The organism is Methylobacterium sp. AMS5 (assembly GCF_001542815.1).
In the GTDB taxonomy this organism is placed as follows: domain Bacteria; phylum Pseudomonadota; class Alphaproteobacteria; order Rhizobiales; family Beijerinckiaceae; genus Methylobacterium.
Genome location: NZ_CP006992.1, coordinates 5,279,463 through 5,294,581 on the forward strand (window position 1 = coordinate 5,279,463; position 15,119 = coordinate 5,294,581).

The window sequence follows — 15,119 nt, forward strand, 5'->3', positions numbered from 1 at the left end:
TCCCCCACCTGCGGCGCAGGTGGGAGAGGGTTACGCGAGCAACACGGGACGGCGATGGCGGACGACAGCGACCGGTTCATTGAGGCCGGGACGCCGACCTTTCGCCGGGCGACGCTCGCCCTTTTCGCGGCGGGGTTTTCCACCTTCGCGGTGCTCTACGGCGTCCAGCCGCTGATGCCGATCTTTCACGATACCTTTGCGGTCTCCCCGGCCGAGAGCAGCCTCGCGCTGTCGCTGCCCTGTGCCACGCTTGCGATTTCGCTGCTGATCGTCAGCCCGCTGTCCGAAGTGTGGGGGCGCAAGCGGGTGATGGCGGTCTCGCTGTTCGCCTCGGCCCTGCTCACCATCGGCGCCGTCCTGATGCCGAGCTGGCATGGATTCCTCGTGCTGCGGGCGCTCACCGGCATCGCCGCGAGCGGCCTGCCTGCCGTCGCCATGGCTTATCTCAGCGAGGAGATGCACGGCCGCGCCATCGGCCTGTCGATGGGGCTGCTCATCGGCGGCAACGCGCTCGGCGGCATGGTCGGGCGGTTGCTGGCGGGGGTGATCGCCGACCACGCCTCCTGGCGCTGGGGCCTGGGCATCATCGGGGTTCTGGCACTGTTCGCGGCTCTGGCCTTCCAGTTCGCCCTGCCGCCCTCGCGGCATTTCCTCGCCCACCGGATGCGCTGGCGCGAGGTGCCGGGCACCTTCACCCACCATTTCCGGGATGCGGGCCTGCCCTGGCTGTTCCTCGAACCATTCCTGCTGATGGGCGGATTCGTCTGCGTCTACAATTATATCGGCTTCCGCCTGCTCGAACCGCCTTTCTCGTTGAGCCAGACGGTGATCGGCCTGATCTTCGTCGTCTACCTCGCGGGCACGGCGAGTTCGGCCATCACCGGCCACGTCGCCGGGGTGCTCGGGCGGCGCAAGGTGCTGTGGCTGGCGATCCTGCTCGGGATCGGCGGCATCGCCCTGACGTTGGCGGACAACCTCGTCCTCATCATCGGTGGCATCGTCGTCGTCACGGTCAGCTTCTTCGGCGCGCACTCGGTGGCGTCGAGCTGGGTCGGGCGCCGGGCCTCGAGCGACCGGGCGCAGGCCTCCGCGATCTATCTCTGCATGTACTATCTCGGCTCGTCCCTGCTCGGCACGGCGGGCGGCTGGTTCTTCCTGCATTACGGCTGGCCCGGCGTCGCGGGCTTTTTCGGCAGCCTCTACGTGGCGGCTTTGCTCGTCGCGCTTCGCCTGACGCGGCTGGCGCCGCTCCCGGCTACAGGCGGTTGATCCCGCAAGGCTGTGGCGATCCCGGTTGAAAGTCCGGCGTTGGGCTCGCTATCCTGGCGGCGGAGAGGGAGAGCCCGACATGGCTGCTATCAGCACCTGCCTCTGGTTCGGCAAGGACGCGGAAGCGCCGTCCGCCTCTACGTTTCGCTCGTGCCCGACTCGCAGATCGATCACATCCAGCACGCACCCGGCCCCTGGCCGGGCGGCGAGACCGGCGAGCCGATTCTGATCGCCTTTACCCTCGGCGGGCAGAGCTTCCAGGCGCTGAACGGCGGGACGCCCATCGATTACGGGACCGCCGCCTCCGTCTCGGTCTCGTGCCGGAATCAGGCCGAGGTCGACCGCCTGTGGTCGGTGCTCACCGCCGAGGGCGGCGCGGAGATCGCCTGCGGCTGGCTTCGCGACCGCTGGGGCGTGCCCTGGCAGATCGTGCCTGAGATGCTGCCGCGCCTCCTCGCCGATCCCGATCCGAATCGGGCCGCCCGCGTCTTCACGGCCATGCAGGGAATGGTGAAGCTCGACGTCGCGGCTCTCGAACAGGCTGCGGCCGGGGCAGAGCAGACGCCATGAGCCAGCCGCTGAGCCACGACGCCCACACCGCGAGCCAGTTCGGCAGCCGCGCCGCCGATTACGTCGCGAGCGCCGTTCATGTCGCGGGCGAGGATCTTGCGGCTTTGGCGCGCTTCGCCGCCCTCCCCCACGCGGCCGTGCTCGATCTCGGCTGCGGCGGCGGCCACGTCACTTACGCGGTGGCGCCGCAAGTCCGCTCCGTTACCGCTCTCGACCTGTCGCAGGCCATGCTTGACGCGGTGGCGGGGGAAGCGCAGCGGCGCGGCTTGGCGAACGTCGCCACGCGGCAGGCCAGCGTCGAGGCGCTACCCTTTGCCGATGCGAGCTTCGACGGCGTGCTCTCGCGCTACAGCGCCCACCATTGGGGCGACGTGCCCGCCGCCCTGCGGGAGGCGCACCGCGTGCTGGCGCCCGGGGGGCGCTTCGGCCTCGTCGATGTCGTGCATCCCGGGCCGCCCCTGCTCGATACCCATCTCCAGGCCTGGGAGCTGCTGCGCGACCCTTCGCATGTGCGCGATTACGGCGAGGCGGAGTGGCGCCGGATGCTGGCGGAGGCCGGCTTTGTGCCCGGCGCCGTCCGGCGCTGGCGCGTGCGCATGGAATTTTCGTCGTGGGTCGCCCGGATGGGCACGCCGGAAGCGAGCATCGCGGCGATCCGCGCGCTGCAGCAAGGCGCGCCCGAGCCGGTGCGATCCCATTTCGCGCTCGAAGACGATGGCAGCTTCACCCTGGACGTGATGATGATCGAAGCCGAGCCCGACGGTGTCCTAGACTAGGGGCAGGATTCACTCAGCTTTGCTATGCGAAGGGCTGCTCTCGACCCGAGCCGGCTATGCGGGCATGGGTCCGGGCATCTCGAAAGCGGGCATGTGCCGATCACCGTTCAGAAGTGGATCGGAGGTGGGAAGCATTCTTGCCGTTCGAGAAGCTGTGGTCAGCGCTGCGCTGCCGGTGGCGGTGCTTCTCCGGCACGTCTGGGGATTACATGGAAATGGGCATGGTCGATCTTCTGCCCTGCCACGACACCCTTGTTCAGTCCGAAGTTGAACCCACCCACATTTGGGTCCTCTTCCAGGATCTGGGCGCGAACAGTGCGTGAAAGGGCGAACACTGCCGCTAGTTCCGCGTTCGTGAGATCGAGCCCATCGGGCTCATGTCTCTTCGGTAGCACCAATGTATGCAGCGGTCGAACTGGGAATTTATCTCAGATCGCGAACGCAAGTTCGTTCTCTGCGAGGATCTGAAGCGACACACGATCGCAGAAGATGCAGCCTGTCATTCAACGGGCTCCTAGTTCGATACGCCGCCAGTGGACGGTACGGCGTCATCGGCTACGCTGAATTCCCGTCCGTAGGGAGGCTGTCACGAATTCACCCTAAGCAGCCATTCCCATGCTCGACCGGATTGGGTTTCACCTTAGGCCGCCTCGCCGGCAAGCCGTCGCACGGCGCGGTCGCGCCCGATCAGCGGCAGCAGCGCCGCGAGGTCCGGCCCGTGGTCGAGGCCGGTGAGCGCGAGGCGCAGCGGCATGAAGAGGGCGCGGCCCTTGGCGCCGGTTTCCGCCTTCACCGCGTCGGTCCAGGCCTTCCACGTACCGGGGCCGAACGGTGCCTCCGGCAGCAGGCGGGCGGCCTTCCCGATGAAGTCGGGCTCGGCGATTACGGGCGTCACCGGCCCGTTCACCACCTGCCACCATGCGGCGGCGTCCGAGACGCGGCCGAGATTGGCCCGCACCGCGTGCCAGAACGGCTCGGCCGCCTCCGCGGGGATACCGAGGGCTGCGAGCCGCTCGTGCACCGCATCGAGCGGCATGTCGTGGACGAGGCGCGCGTTCATCCCGTCGAGTTCGGCCGGGTCGAACCGGGCCGGGGCGCGGGACAGGTGGGCGAGATCGACGAGACCAGCCAGTTCGTCGAGCGAGGCGATCGGGCGGACGGCCTCGGCCGAGCCGGTCAGCACCGCGAGCGAGCGCACGGCAGCGGGCTCGTAGCCGGCCTCGCGCAGCGAACGCAGCGACAGGTGGCCGAGGCGCTTCGATAGCCCCTCCCCGTCCGCCGTCGTCAGCAGGTTGTGATGGCCGAAGGCGGGTATGGCGGCGGCGAGCGCTTCGAAGAGCTGCATCTGCACGCCGGTATTCGTCACGTGATCCTCGCCGCGGATCACGTGGGTCACGCCGACCTCCGCGTCGTCCACCACCGAGGGCAGCGTGTAGAGGTAGCTCCCGTCCGCGCGCACCAGCACGGGGTCGGAGAGCGAGGCGCAATCGACGTGGCTCTCGCCCCGCACGAGGTCGGTCCAGGCCACGACGCGGTGGTCGAGCTTGAACCGCCAATGCGGCTGCCGGCCCTCGGCCTCGAACCCGGCGCGCTCGGCCTCGGTCAGCGAGAGCGCCGCGCGGTCGTAGATCGGCGGCAGGCCGCGGCCGAGCTGGCGCTTGCGGCGGCGGTCCAGCTCCTCCGGTGTCTCGTAGCAGGGATAGAGCCGTCCGGCCGCCTTCAGCCGCTCGGCCGCCGTGTCGTAGAGGGCGGTGCGATCGCTCTGGCGGAAGAACAGATCCGGCTCGATGCCGAGCCAGCCGAGATCCTCGGCCACGGCGGTGGCGAACGCTTCGGTCGAGCGCTCGCGGTCGGTGTCGTCGAGGCGCAGCAGGAAGCGTCCGCCCTGGCGGCGCGCGTACAGCGCGTTCAGCAGCGCGGGCCGAGCATTGCCGATATGCAGGAAGCCGGTCGGCGAGGGAGCGAAGCGGACGAGGGGGGAAGCGGCCATGAAGCCGCTCTACCCAATTTTTTTGGATATCGCACCGTCCACGCGCGGTTCCGGCGTCAGTTCTTCGGCTCCGCGCCGGGCTCGGTCCGGTCGGAACGACCGAGGATCCATTCGCGTGTTGCCTTGACCCAAGGGGGCTGGCCCTCGCGGCCGTCGCCGACCACCACCGTCGCGGTCATGCCCGCCACCAGGGTCACTTCCGGCGGAACGTGGTCGATGCGAATGCGCACCGGCACCCGCTGGGCGAGGCGCACCCAGGTATAGACCGGATCGACGTTCGGCAGCCCTTGCGTGCTCGTCGCGGCGTTGGCCGTCGAGATGCCGAGCGTCAGGCTCTCAACCGTGCCCTTCAGCGGGGCGCCGTAGCCCATCAGCGCCATCTCGGCGGGGGCGCCGACGCGGATATGCGCCATCTTGGTCTCTTCGAAATAGCCGTCGATCCAGAAGGAATCGGTGTCGATCACCCGCGCGTTGGCGGTGCCGGTCTGGGCGTAGTCGCCGACCCGCAGGAGCAGGTTGGTGACGCGCCCGTTCACGGTCGAGCGCACCTGCGTACGCTCGAGGTTCTTCTTCGCCTGCGAGAGCTGCGACTTGGCGGTCTCCAGCGCCGCCTCGGCGATCTTGGCGGTGCCCGCGAATTGCTGCTTCTCCTCGACCGAGGTCGAGATCGTCGAAAGCGCGGCACGCCGGGCCGATTGCGCCTGCTTGACCGAGAGGTCGGCCTCGCGGTTCTTGATCTCGGCCTCGGCCGAGACCACCGCCTCCTGATAGTCGAACGGGTCGATGACGTAGAGAACGTCGCCCTTCTTCACCTCCTGGTTGTCGGTGACCCTCAGCTCGACGATGGTGCCGGCCACCTGCGGGGCGATGTTGACCACCTGCACGCGGACCCGTCCGTCACGTGTCCAGGGCGCCGTTACGTAGAACTGCCAGACGATGGTGGCCGCCACCGCCGCGAAGGCGAGGACGAGGCCGGTCGCGGCCAGCCGCAGCAGACGGGCCCCTCGCCGGCGCCGCGCGACGGGGGGCGCCTCGGCCGGGCCTTGCGCCTTGCGCGGCTCGTCGGAATGCGTCGCGTCGGCCGATCCATGATCCTGTTGCCGGCTCTCGCCCGGCCCGTCGTCGTCGCGTTTCACAGAAGCACCACCACGAGCGCGAGAAGGCAGACGTAGATCCCCGCTTCCGCCAGAGGCGGGTTGGCGACGAAGCGCCCGAACCGGATCCAGCGGAACACGACCCGGAGTGCCACCAAGAGCGCGAAGGCGATCAGCGCGTAGGCGACGAAGGGCGAAACCAGGATCCCGCCGATGGTGAGGTCGTGCTGCATGGAGGACGTCAGGAGCTGGGAAGGGAGAGGCGCCGGAAGAAGCGCCCGTGCCGCCGGATAACGCGCGAGGCCGTCGCGAGGTCTGTGACGGCACGCGCGAGTTGCAGGCGCACGGTGCGGTCCTGCACGCGCGCCTCGCCGATCAGTGCGCGCGCCGCCCGGTCGAGATCGTCCGAGCTGGCGCAGGCGAGCGCTTCGCGCGCCCGACCGATCAGCGGGGCGAGGCCGCGGACCTCGTTCAACGGGCGCAGTTGCGCGTGGGCCCGTGCCGCGGCGGCCTCCAACTGCGCCACGGCGAAGGCATGCTGCAGGCTCGCCCGGCGCACCGCGCCGCTGCCGGAATTCCAGGCCGAGAATTGGAACAGCCGGTCGGCATTGAGGCTGGTGCGCGTCGTGGCGTCGCCGCCCTCCCCCGCGAGCGCTTCGGCAAGGTCTTCACGGGCCTCTTCGAGGGCGAAGGCACGGTGCTGCGAGGCGGAGATCGGCAGGACGAGGCGGATCGTCAGGAACAGGATCACCGCCGCGAAGACGACCAGCAGCGCGTTCACGAGGAAGGTCTGCGGATCGTAGGATTGCGGGTTCTCCGGCGCCAGCAGCACCGGCGTGAACACGAGGGTGATGAAGCCGATGGTGAAGCTCGGCGGGTGCAGCGAGACGAGGCAACCGAAGAAGACCGGCGGCGCCATGGCGATGGCGAGCAGGGGAAAGCCCTGGTTGCCGTTGAGCATCACGAACAGGATGAACCCGGCGCAGAGGGCGGCGAGCGGCATCCCGATCAGGACGCCCTGCGCGAACTTGCGCGGATCGGGCGTGACCGAGGACAGAGAGCAGGTCGCCGCGACCTGAACCAGGGCGAAGGAGGATTGCGGCAGCCCGAGCAGGATGAACAGCCCGGCCGCGAGGCCGAACGCGATCATCACGCGCAACGCCGCCCGCAGGGCGACCTGAAAGTCGCGATGGGTCGGCAACGCGATGTCGCGCAGGGGCTCATGGCCGTCCGAGAGGGCGCGCACCCCGTCCTCGGCGAAGGTCGCGGCGTTGACGACGTCCAGGGCGCGCTGAAGCGCCACGATCTCGTCGAGGGTCGCACCGGCATCGCACATGCCGGCATCCACGAGGTCGCGCAGCCGCGCGCCGTCGCGGGCAAGCGCTTTGGGGCGCGATCCGTCCCCCTCCGAGACCGCGCGCAGGGCGAGCGCCTGCGCTTCCCGCACACGCTTGCCGGGATCGGGGATGGGGCTCATCGCGGCCGTGAGCGCCCGGCTCGCCGCGGCCAGGACGTAGAGCGCGGCGATGGCGCTGCGGGCCCCTGCGGCCCGATGCACGCCGTCGTCGAGTTCGCCCGCGATGGCACTGGCATCACCCCGCATCGGCGCGATCTGCCGGATCAGGGCGGCGGTGCGCTCGGGGCCGGGATCGCCCTGCGTCAGGCTCTCGCGGGCAAAGGCCTTGGCCGCCGCATGGGCCGCGGCTAGGCGCGGGAGCAGGGCTTTCCACGTGCTCGGCGAGGCGAGCGCATCGTTGATGAAGGTGATCGCAACGATGCCGACGGCCATCGCCGCGACGCGGCCGATGGCGGCATCGAACACCGTCTGCGGTGCATCGATATGTGCGACCGCGATGATCGCCACCGTGTAGCCGGAGAGCATCGCCCCGTAGGCGCGGGTATCCTGCAGGAATTGTGAGACGAAGACGCAGAGACCGAGCCAGCAGGCGAAGCTGACGAGCAGGAGCACCCGGTCCTGCCCGAACAGGGCGATCAGCACGATGCCGACGATGCCGCCGACGACCGTGCCGAGGAAGCGGTAGCCCGCCTTCGACAGGGCTTGGCCGCGCTTGGGCTGGGCGAGAATGGCGACGCAGACCGCCGCCGACGACGCGCTGTCGAGCTGGAGCCAGAACGCGGCATAGAGCGCCAGCATCATCGCCAGCCAGATCCGGATGGCGAAGGCCCAGGCGGCGGGTTGGGGCACCCAACGGTCGAGGGTGTCGATCAGGCGCTCGCCGAGGCCGGCGCCGCTGGTCCGCTGCGCCGCCCCGCTCACCGCACCGTCTCGAGGCCGGATGCCAACTCTTGCCGCCGATCCCGGGCTTGGCGCGCGACCCGCATCTGCCACAGGCACAGCAACGGCGTGACGACGAGTTCGAGGGCGAGCGCTGCGAGCATGGTCAGCGACGGCACGCCGGTCAGCGAAAGCCCGAGCAGTCGCGCCAGCCCGCCGAGGACCACGACGAGGGTGAGGAAGCGGAACAGCCGCGACTTGTCCTCGATCCCCGGCACGCAGGTGAAGAACAGGATGCCGATCCCGGTCAGCAGGCCCGACAGATAGCGGAAATGGCTGTCGGCCGAGATGTTGACCGGCGTACCGCCGCCGATGCCGTCGATGCCGAACAGCACGCCGTAGAGGCCCGCCAGAACGGGGACGATGGCGGCGACCGCCACCGTGCGCTGCAGGATGCGGCGTTCACGCTCCATATCGGTGAGGCTTTCGTCTTCGCTTTCATGCGCTCCCGCGCGGAGCCGGCATCCGCTTCGGCGCGGGAGCCCGTCGGACCAGATCGGCGGGGCAACACGCTCGCCGCTTTTGGGTTCATCCGGCGCCGGTTCGATCGTCGGCGCGGGTGATCCCCGCCCCCGTCAGGCCTTCTGTTCCTTCAGGCGCTTGACGCACTTGCTGTAATATTGCGGCCATTTCGGTCCCTGGGCCGCCTTCTCGGTGGCGGAGAGCGCGCGCCACTCGGCGCCGCACTTCTTCTGCCGCTCGCGCGCGGCGGATTGAGCTACGCTCGGCTCCTTCGCGGTCTGCTCCTTCGTCGTCTCCCTGGCGCTCGGCGCGTTCCAGGCTTCCCTGGCCGTCGCGGCTTGGGCCAGGAGGAGCGGCGCGGCCATCAGGGCGGCGGCGAGGAGACGAGAGAGCATCGGGCGACTCCGGTGGGTTGGATTCGGCGGCTTGGCCGTCCACGCCGCATCACAGCCGCATCGGGGCCCAAAGAGCAAGCGTCCTCTACAACTTGCGCACGATTGCCCTGGTCACGCGCGGGCCTCAATCGCCGGCGCCGGCCTCCGCGGATCGTCTCGGTCCCCTGGGCTTCCGCTCCGCTCGAGGGGCGTCCAGAACAGAGGTTCCGGAAAGACCCCGCTGCGCGCGGCGCTCTTCGCGCCGCAAAGCCGCCATGCGGCTTCGAGCAATGGCCTTCCCCGGAACTTGGCCTTCGGCTTGAGCCGCCGGGCCGTTCCGCGCTACCTCGTGAACCGAGGATGGGCGCGGGCCCGCTTTTCCGGGATGCCAGCATGGCGGTCACGACGGCGCAGCCGATCGAACTCTACACCTGGAGCACGCCGAACGGGTGGAAGATCCCGATCATGCTCGAAGAGTGCGGGCTGCCGTACCGGGTCGTGCCGGTGAACATCGGCAAGGGCGAGCAGATGGCGCCCGACTTTCTCAGCATCTCCCCCAACAATAAGATCCCGGCCATCGTCGATCCCGACGGACCGGGCGGCACGCCGATCTCGGTGTTCGAGTCGGGCGCGATCCTGCAATATCTCGGACGCAAGACCGGCTGCCTCTATCCGCGCGACGAGCGCGCCCGCACCGCGGTGGACGAGTGGCTGTTCTGGCAAGTCGGCGGCCTCGGACCCATGCTGGGGCAGGCCCATCATTTCCGCATCTACGCGCAGGAGAAGATCCCCTACGCCATCGATCGGTTCACGGAGGAAGCCAAACGCCTCTACGGCGTCCTTGACCGGCGGCTTGCCGACCATGAATATCTCGCCGACGCGTACTCGATCGCCGACATCGCCGCGCTGACCTGGGCGAAGTTCCACGGCAAGCAGGGCATCGCGATCGAGGCGTTGCCGAACGTCCGCCGCTGGCTCGACGCACTGCTCGCCCGGCCGGCGGTGCAGCGCGGCCTCAACGCGATCTGACGCGGGGCCATCCGATAGGTCGGAAGCTCGACGTGCAAGGCGTGTTTGTCCGCGGGCCGGCACACCTGCCGGGGAGCTTCAGGCCGGCCCGCGGGCCCGTCCCGGCGCCGAGGGTAGAGGCGAGGACAGGCTCCCCAGTCTCGCCGACGATTGATGCTGCTTTGTGTCCGCCGGCGGCAGCGGTCCCCCGCGATGGGGGCGCCTGCCGCTTCGTGCGGTGTCCTCGTCGATGCGCTGAGGTGTCGGCTCCACCGGGACATGCGCGGCGTCGGGAACCGACCTCGGAGAGGCACAATTCGCGGTCGCATCGGATCCGGCGCTGATGTCCCGCCCGATGCGGACGGCTCTCTCGCATCGCCGCTCGTAAGCCGTTGCCGACGAACGATTTTACTTGCCAAGCATTCGCCGGCACAAGAATCGGAAGGCTTGGCGGCAAATTCCCGCTTGACGGCCTGCCAATACGGACGCAGTCTACATTCGTGCTTCGCGCTCGGAAGCACATCGGCCATTAACCGCGTGATCTTTGCGTGGTTTGTTGGCGAAAGCTGGAGGAGACAAGGATGACTCCACCGCAGCATGAAGCCGCAACGATAGTCTGAGAACCCGTTCGGTCTCGGACTGAGTGGCCCGCCACGAACACCGGACGGAAGCGGATCCTTAGGGGCGCAGAAGCGGCCGACACGGCACGACTTCGAACACGCATCAGCCCCACCTGCGGACCGCTTCCGCCGCGGTTTCTATTGTCGGTGCGAAGGCTTTCACCGTGCCAGCCGTCGAGGCTCGCGCGGATTTCAGCACGGACCGTGCCGTTGAAGGCAAGCCTCTGACCGCGCTCTGTGCGCTTCCGGCCGGCTTACTTGCCCGACAACAGCGGCGACCAGGTCGGGTCCGAGGCGAAGGACGGGGTCGGCACCGGCTGCTCCACCTTGCCGGTGATGTCGACCATGTAGAGCTTGCCGCCGCCCTGCCCGCCGGGATCGCGGAAGAACATCACGTACTGGCCGTTCGGCGCGAAGGTCGGGCTCTCGTTGTGAAAGCCCTCGGTCAGCACCCGCTCGCCCGAGCCGTCGGGCTTCATCACGCAGATGGCAAAGCCGCCCTTGCGTTGCCGGGTGAAGGCGATGAGGTCACCGCGGGGCGACCAAGCCGGCTGCGAGGCCGAGCCCTCGCCGAAGGAGAGCCGGCGCGGATTCGAGCCGTCGGCCCCCATCACGTAGATCTGCTGCGAGCCGCCGCGGTCGGATTCGAACACGATCTGGCTGCCGTCCGGCGCGTAGCTCGGCGAGGTGTCGATCGCCAGCCCCTGCGTCACCGGCGTCTGCGCCTTCGAGGCGATGTCGACGGTGACGATGTCGGCGTTGCCGCCCTGCTGCACGCTCATCACGAGGCGGCGCCCGTCCGGCGAGAAGCGCGGGCTCGCGCTCATCGACGCGAAGTTGCCGACCGTCTGACGCTTGCCGGTTTCCAGATCGATCATCTGGACCTTGGGCTGCTGGCCCGGCGCCTGGGTCATGAAGGCGATGTCCTGCCCCGCCGGCGAGTAGCGCGGCGCCACCACCGAGACGTCGCCGCCGCCTGTGAGCGCGCGGACATTGGCGCCGTCCTGATCCATCACCATCAGGCGCTTGCGACGGTTCTCCTTCGGGCCGGACTCGTCGACAAAGGCGACGCGGCTGTCGAACCACGGCCCGAGGCCGGTGACCTTGGTGTAGACCGCATCCGACACGAGATGCCCGGTGCGGCGCGCGTTGGCGACGTCGGTGCCGTATTGCTGGCCTGTGATCTGCTGGCCCGAGGCGACATCCCACAGGCGGAAGGCGACGGTGAGCCGGCCCGAGGCGTCGCGCCCGACCCGTCCGGTCACCAGCGCCTGAACGCCCGCGCCCTTCCACGCCTCGAAGTTCGGTGCCGCGTCGAAGCTCGGGTTCTCGGGGAAGCGCCCCTTCTCCAGCGGCGTGAAGTAGCCGGAGCGGCGCAGGTTGTTCGTGATGACGCTGGCCACCAGCGTGCCGAGGCTGGCGTCGCCCGCGAAGTCGGCGACGGCGATCGGCATCGGCTGGAAGGCGCCGCTGCCGATGCGGAGCTGCAGCTGCGCCCGTGCCGGAGTCGCGGCGGGCAGCGCCAGGGCGAGGACGCCGAGCGCGGCCGTGAGCGCCGGCAGGAGGGTGCGCCGGGTGAAGGCTGTTCCAGGCATGGGACAAGTCCAGGTCGTTCGGGGAATGCGAGAAAGAAAGGCCGATGACGCGGTGGATCGGCGGGTCGAGCCGGCGGATCACACGGGCGAGAACTCGAACTCGGCGTTGATGGCCTTCCAGTCGTTGTAATACGGCGCGTACTGGGCCGGAATCTTGAAGGGCGCGCAGCGCCGCACCGCCCGCAGCGCCGCCTGGGCGATCGACTGATCGACCGAGTTGTTGCCCGCGCGCATGACCCTCGGCTCGGTGGTGAGCGATCCGTCCGGGTTGAGGCGGATGTCGAGCATCGGCAGCACTACGCCCTGCGTCGCGCCGGGCGGCGCCGAGTAGCAGCGCTCGATCTGCTGTTGCAGCATGCCGACGAGGGCGCCGCGCAAGGACGGCGAGAGGCGCTGGGCGGTGCCGGAGGCCGTACCGAGCGAGGCCGTGCGTTGCACTTCGCGGCCGGTCGAGCCGGTCGATTGCGAGGCGGCGCGGGTCTGCATTTCGCGGCTGTCGCCGGGGCTGGTCCTGTTGGCGAGTTCCGCCTGCTGGCGCGCCTTGGCCTCGGCATCGGCCTTCGCCTTGGCGTCGGCCATCGCCTTGGCCTTGGCTTTCGCGGCGGCTTCGGCTTTTGCCCTCGCTTCGGCATCCGCCTTGGCCTTGGCTTCGGCGACCTGCTTGCGGTGCCCGGCCTCCGCCTCGGCTTTTGCGGCCGCTTCGGCCTTGGCCTTCGCTTCAGCCTTGGCTTCGGCTTCGGCCTTAGCCTCCGCTTTCGCCCTGGCGTCGGCCTTCGCCTTGGCCTCGGCGCGCGCCTTTGCCTTCGCCTCAGCGGCCTTGGCCGCGGCTTCGGCCTCGGCCTGTTCGCGCTCGACCAGCTTCTGCAATTCTTCGCGTTTCTCGGCCTCCGCCTTCGCGGCGGCGGCCTTCGCTTCGGCCGCCTCGGCCGCCGCGGCCTTCGCCGCTTCGGCCTTTGCGGCGGCATCCGCCTTCGCTTTGACCTCGGCCTTGGCCTTCGCCTCGGCGGCCTTGGCCGCGGCCGCTTTTTCGGCTTCGGCCTTGGCGGCTTCCGCCTTGGCCGCGGCGGCCTCCGCTTCTTCCTTCACCAGGTCGGCGGTGTCGGCGCGCAGAGGCATCGCATCGACGGCGGCGAGCCGGGTGTCGGCGGTGCGGGTGGGCGCGGCCGGCGCGTCGGTCTTGGCGTTCTCGGGCTCGCGCTGCTCGTGCTTCTCCGCCACGCGATCGGCGCGATTCGGGTTGTTCTCGGGCTTTTCCGCGTTGAGTTCACCACGGGTCAATTCGGAGAATTGCTGCTCGGTCAGCACCTCGACCGGCACGCCCTCCTGCCCTTCCGGCAGGACCGGCGCGGCGATGGTGAACAGGGCGGCGCCCAGCACGGCAGCATGGACCGCGGCCGAGATCCAGACGCCGGGTTCGCGCTTTCGGAAAGACTCGGTGAGTGAATGGGGCCAGCGCAGAGCCACGGTGCCTTGCTCCGCTAATTCGATTCCGGCTCGGTGACGAGGGCGACCTTCTTGAAGCCGCCGCCGGTCACGATCGCCATCACCTGGGCCACGCGCCCGTAATCGACGCGCTTGTCGCCGCGCACGAACACCCGCTCCTCGGTGCCGGTCTTGGAGGTCTGCATGAGCTGGGGCACGATGTCGTCGTCCTTCAGCTCGATCTCACCGAGATAGACCTCGCCCGTGCGGCGGATCGAGATCGTGATCGGCTTGACGTCGGAGTTGAGCGGGCTCGCCTTCGATTGCGGCAGGTCGAGGGGCACGCCGACCGTCATCATCGGTGCCGCGACCATGAAGACGATCAGCAGAACCAGCACGACGTCGATGAACGGCGTCATGTTGATTTCGTTGATGGCGCCGTGCCCGCGCCGTCCGCGGCGGCGGCGCTTGCCGCCGCCCTGTGCCGCGCCGTGCGTCATGCCCATCGATTAGCTCCCGCTTTCGATCTGCTTCGGACGCTCAGGCGGCGACCGAGAGGCGCTCGTCGATCTGCCGCGACAGGATCGCCGAGAACTCGTCGGCGAAGCCTTCGAGCCGCGACTGAGACTTCGCCACCGTGGCCTGAAGCTTGTTGTAGGCGAGCACCGCGGGAATCGCCGCGAACAGGCCGATGGCGGTGGCGAACAGGGCCTCGGCGATGCCGGGCGCCACCACGGCGAGCGAGGTGTTCTTCGAGGCCGCGATCGAGGTGAAGGCGGTCATGATGCCCCAGACCGTGCCGAACAGGCCGATATAGGGGCCGGCCGAACCGATCGAGGCGAGGAACAGCAGGCGGGAATCGAGCCGCTCGACCTCGCGCTGGATCGTCACGTCGAGCACCTTGTCGATGCGCTGCGACAGCGAGTGGATCTGCCGGCCCGAGCCTTCGAAGGAGCGCTTCCACTCCCGCATGGCGGCGACGAACAGCGCACCGAGGCCGGTGGGCTGGCGGTCGTTGAAGGAGCGGTAGAGTTCCTCCAGCGAGCGGCCGGACCAGAACGCCTCCTCGAAGGCGTCCATCTCGGCTTCCGTGCGGCGGAACAGCAGCGTCTTATCGACGATGATCGACCAGCACCAGATCGAGGCGCCGAGCAGGCCCACCATCACGAGCTTGACGACGAAGTGCGCCTGCCAGAACAGGCCGAACAGGCTCATGTCTGCGACGGGCGCGGCCTGCATGGCATCGGCTGGAGTCATCGAACGATCCTCGCGTCGTCAGGGCCGCGCCGAGGCGCACCGGACTGCCGACTGATCCTTTGAGCGATAGACTTTGAGATCACTCGGGAATCTGTCGAAAGTAAGGGTCGGACGCGATACCGGCGCCGCCCGTGCCGCGGCGCAGCGCACGTCGTCCCACACCGGAGTCTAAGGCCGCGTCAGGGTTAAGAAACCGTTACGTTTGGTCCCGCACTATCCTCCATCAATCTTCCGTCAATGGGTTGATCAACGGCGAGCGATATAATCTGCAATTTTTGAAAGAGCGGGAATTCAGTTTCGGTCCACGGGTTCATCCGCGTCCTCGATGCTCATTATTGAAACATACTTGAAAAATCGTTGTCTTTTACCAATAATAAGTGAACATA

Annotated in this window: 14 protein-coding genes and 1 pseudogene; 4 read left to right on the plus strand and 11 right to left on the minus strand. The window is 68.7% G+C overall.

The features are described 5' to 3' along the window. Positions 1 to 54: 54 nt before the first annotated feature. From Y590_RS23515 to Y590_RS23525, 3 genes and pseudogenes are all read left to right on the plus strand, one after another. Positions 55 to 1,269 carry an MFS transporter gene (locus Y590_RS23515; protein WP_060771975.1) on the plus strand — a complete coding sequence of 405 codons (1,215 nt, stop codon included), beginning with the start codon at positions 55 to 57 and terminating at the stop codon, positions 1,267 to 1,269. A 79-nt stretch (positions 1,270 to 1,348) separates the two neighbouring features. Next, positions 1,349 to 1,839 (plus strand): annotated as a pseudogene (locus Y590_RS23520) (VOC family protein). Then, positions 1,836 to 2,615 carry a class I SAM-dependent methyltransferase gene (locus tag Y590_RS23525; protein WP_060771976.1) on the plus strand — a complete coding sequence of 260 codons (780 nt, stop codon included), beginning with the start codon at positions 1,836 to 1,838 and terminating at the stop codon, positions 2,613 to 2,615. Before Y590_RS23520 ends, Y590_RS23525 begins: the two are co-directional and overlap by 4 nt. A 158-nt stretch (positions 2,616 to 2,773) precedes the next feature. Here the strand turns inward: Y590_RS23525 and Y590_RS26085 are convergent, their stop codons facing one another. From Y590_RS26085 to Y590_RS23560, 7 genes are all read right to left on the minus strand, one after another. After that, complete coding sequence (locus tag Y590_RS26085) at positions 2,774 to 3,010, minus strand: HIT family protein (protein WP_286161819.1); 237 nt, start codon at positions 3,008 to 3,010, stop codon at positions 2,774 to 2,776. Positions 3,011 to 3,255: 245 nt separating this feature from the next. Continuing rightward, positions 3,256 to 4,605, minus strand: coding sequence for a glutamate--tRNA ligase (gene gltX / locus Y590_RS23535; protein ID WP_060771978.1), 1,350 nt, complete (start codon positions 4,603 to 4,605; stop codon positions 3,256 to 3,258). A 56-nt stretch (positions 4,606 to 4,661) separates the two neighbouring features. Further along, the gene (locus Y590_RS23540) at positions 4,662 to 5,741 is read right to left on the minus strand and encodes an efflux RND transporter periplasmic adaptor subunit (protein WP_060771979.1); all 1,080 of its coding nucleotides are present in this window, start codon (positions 5,739 to 5,741) and stop codon (positions 4,662 to 4,664) included. Further along, the gene (locus tag Y590_RS23545) at positions 5,738 to 5,932 is read right to left on the minus strand and encodes a DUF1656 domain-containing protein (RefSeq protein WP_060771980.1); all 195 of its coding nucleotides are present in this window, start codon (positions 5,930 to 5,932) and stop codon (positions 5,738 to 5,740) included. Before Y590_RS23545 ends, Y590_RS23540 begins: the two co-directional genes overlap by 4 nt. Before the next feature lie 8 nt (positions 5,933 to 5,940). Continuing rightward, complete coding sequence (locus tag Y590_RS23550) at positions 5,941 to 7,977, minus strand: FUSC family protein (RefSeq protein WP_060771981.1); 2,037 nt, start codon at positions 7,975 to 7,977, stop codon at positions 5,941 to 5,943. Beyond that, positions 7,974 to 8,408: a DUF4345 domain-containing protein gene (locus Y590_RS23555; protein WP_060771982.1), complete on the minus strand. Its 435-nt coding sequence runs from the start codon at positions 8,406 to 8,408 to the stop codon at positions 7,974 to 7,976. Before Y590_RS23555 ends, Y590_RS23550 begins: the two co-directional genes overlap by 4 nt. A 162-nt stretch (positions 8,409 to 8,570) precedes the next feature. Further along, complete coding sequence (locus Y590_RS23560) at positions 8,571 to 8,852, minus strand: hypothetical protein (protein ID WP_060771983.1); 282 nt, start codon at positions 8,850 to 8,852, stop codon at positions 8,571 to 8,573. A 372-nt stretch (positions 8,853 to 9,224) separates the two neighbouring features. On the opposite strand from Y590_RS23560, the gene Y590_RS23565 reads away from it, so the two are divergent. Further along, positions 9,225 to 9,860: a glutathione S-transferase N-terminal domain-containing protein gene (locus Y590_RS23565; protein WP_060772436.1), complete on the plus strand. Its 636-nt coding sequence runs from the start codon at positions 9,225 to 9,227 to the stop codon at positions 9,858 to 9,860. Between the two features lie 853 nt (positions 9,861 to 10,713). Here the strand turns inward: Y590_RS23565 and tolB are convergent. From tolB to tolQ, 4 genes are all read right to left on the minus strand, one after another. After that, on the minus strand, positions 10,714 to 12,054 hold the full coding sequence (gene tolB, locus Y590_RS23570) for a Tol-Pal system beta propeller repeat protein TolB (RefSeq protein WP_003602805.1): 1,341 nt from the start codon (positions 12,052 to 12,054) through the stop codon (positions 10,714 to 10,716). 78 nt (positions 12,055 to 12,132) lie between these two features. Beyond that, positions 12,133 to 13,518 (minus strand): cell envelope integrity protein TolA, encoded by a 1,386-nt coding sequence (gene tolA, locus Y590_RS23575; RefSeq protein WP_060771984.1) that lies wholly within the window; start codon positions 13,516 to 13,518, stop codon positions 12,133 to 12,135. Positions 13,519 to 13,532: 14 nt separating this feature from the next. Beyond that, complete coding sequence (locus tag Y590_RS23580) at positions 13,533 to 13,982, minus strand: ExbD/TolR family protein (protein WP_060771985.1); 450 nt, start codon at positions 13,980 to 13,982, stop codon at positions 13,533 to 13,535. Between the two features lie 34 nt (positions 13,983 to 14,016). Beyond that, positions 14,017 to 14,733, minus strand: coding sequence for a protein TolQ (tolQ, locus tag Y590_RS23585; protein WP_003602810.1), 717 nt, complete (start codon positions 14,731 to 14,733; stop codon positions 14,017 to 14,019). Positions 14,734 to 15,119: the final 386 nt, after the last annotated feature.

Excerpts from the sequence above, each read along its gene's own strand:
- Y590_RS23560 (WP_060771983.1), bottom strand. The coding sequence starts at position 8,852 with ATGCTCTCTCGTCTCCTCGCCGCCGCCCTGATGGCCGCGCCGCTCCTC.
- tolQ (WP_003602810.1), bottom strand. The coding sequence starts at position 14,733 with ATGACTCCAGCCGATGCCATGCAGGCCGCGCCCGTCGCAGACATGAGC.
- Y590_RS23545 (WP_060771980.1), bottom strand. The coding sequence starts at position 5,932 with ATGCAGCACGACCTCACCATCGGCGGGATCCTGGTTTCGCCCTTCGTC.
- Y590_RS23515 (WP_060771975.1), top strand. The coding sequence starts at position 55 with ATGGCGGACGACAGCGACCGGTTCATTGAGGCCGGGACGCCGACCTTT.
- Y590_RS23555 (WP_060771982.1), bottom strand. The coding sequence starts at position 8,408 with ATGGAGCGTGAACGCCGCATCCTGCAGCGCACGGTGGCGGTCGCCGCC.
- gltX (WP_060771978.1), bottom strand. The coding sequence starts at position 4,605 with ATGGCCGCTTCCCCCCTCGTCCGCTTCGCTCCCTCGCCGACCGGCTTC.
- Y590_RS23525 (WP_060771976.1), top strand. The coding sequence starts at position 1,836 with ATGAGCCAGCCGCTGAGCCACGACGCCCACACCGCGAGCCAGTTCGGC.
- Y590_RS23565 (WP_060772436.1), top strand. The coding sequence starts at position 9,225 with ATGGCGGTCACGACGGCGCAGCCGATCGAACTCTACACCTGGAGCACG.
- Y590_RS23580 (WP_060771985.1), bottom strand. The coding sequence starts at position 13,982 with ATGGGCATGACGCACGGCGCGGCACAGGGCGGCGGCAAGCGCCGCCGC.
- tolB (WP_003602805.1), bottom strand. The coding sequence starts at position 12,054 with ATGCCTGGAACAGCCTTCACCCGGCGCACCCTCCTGCCGGCGCTCACG.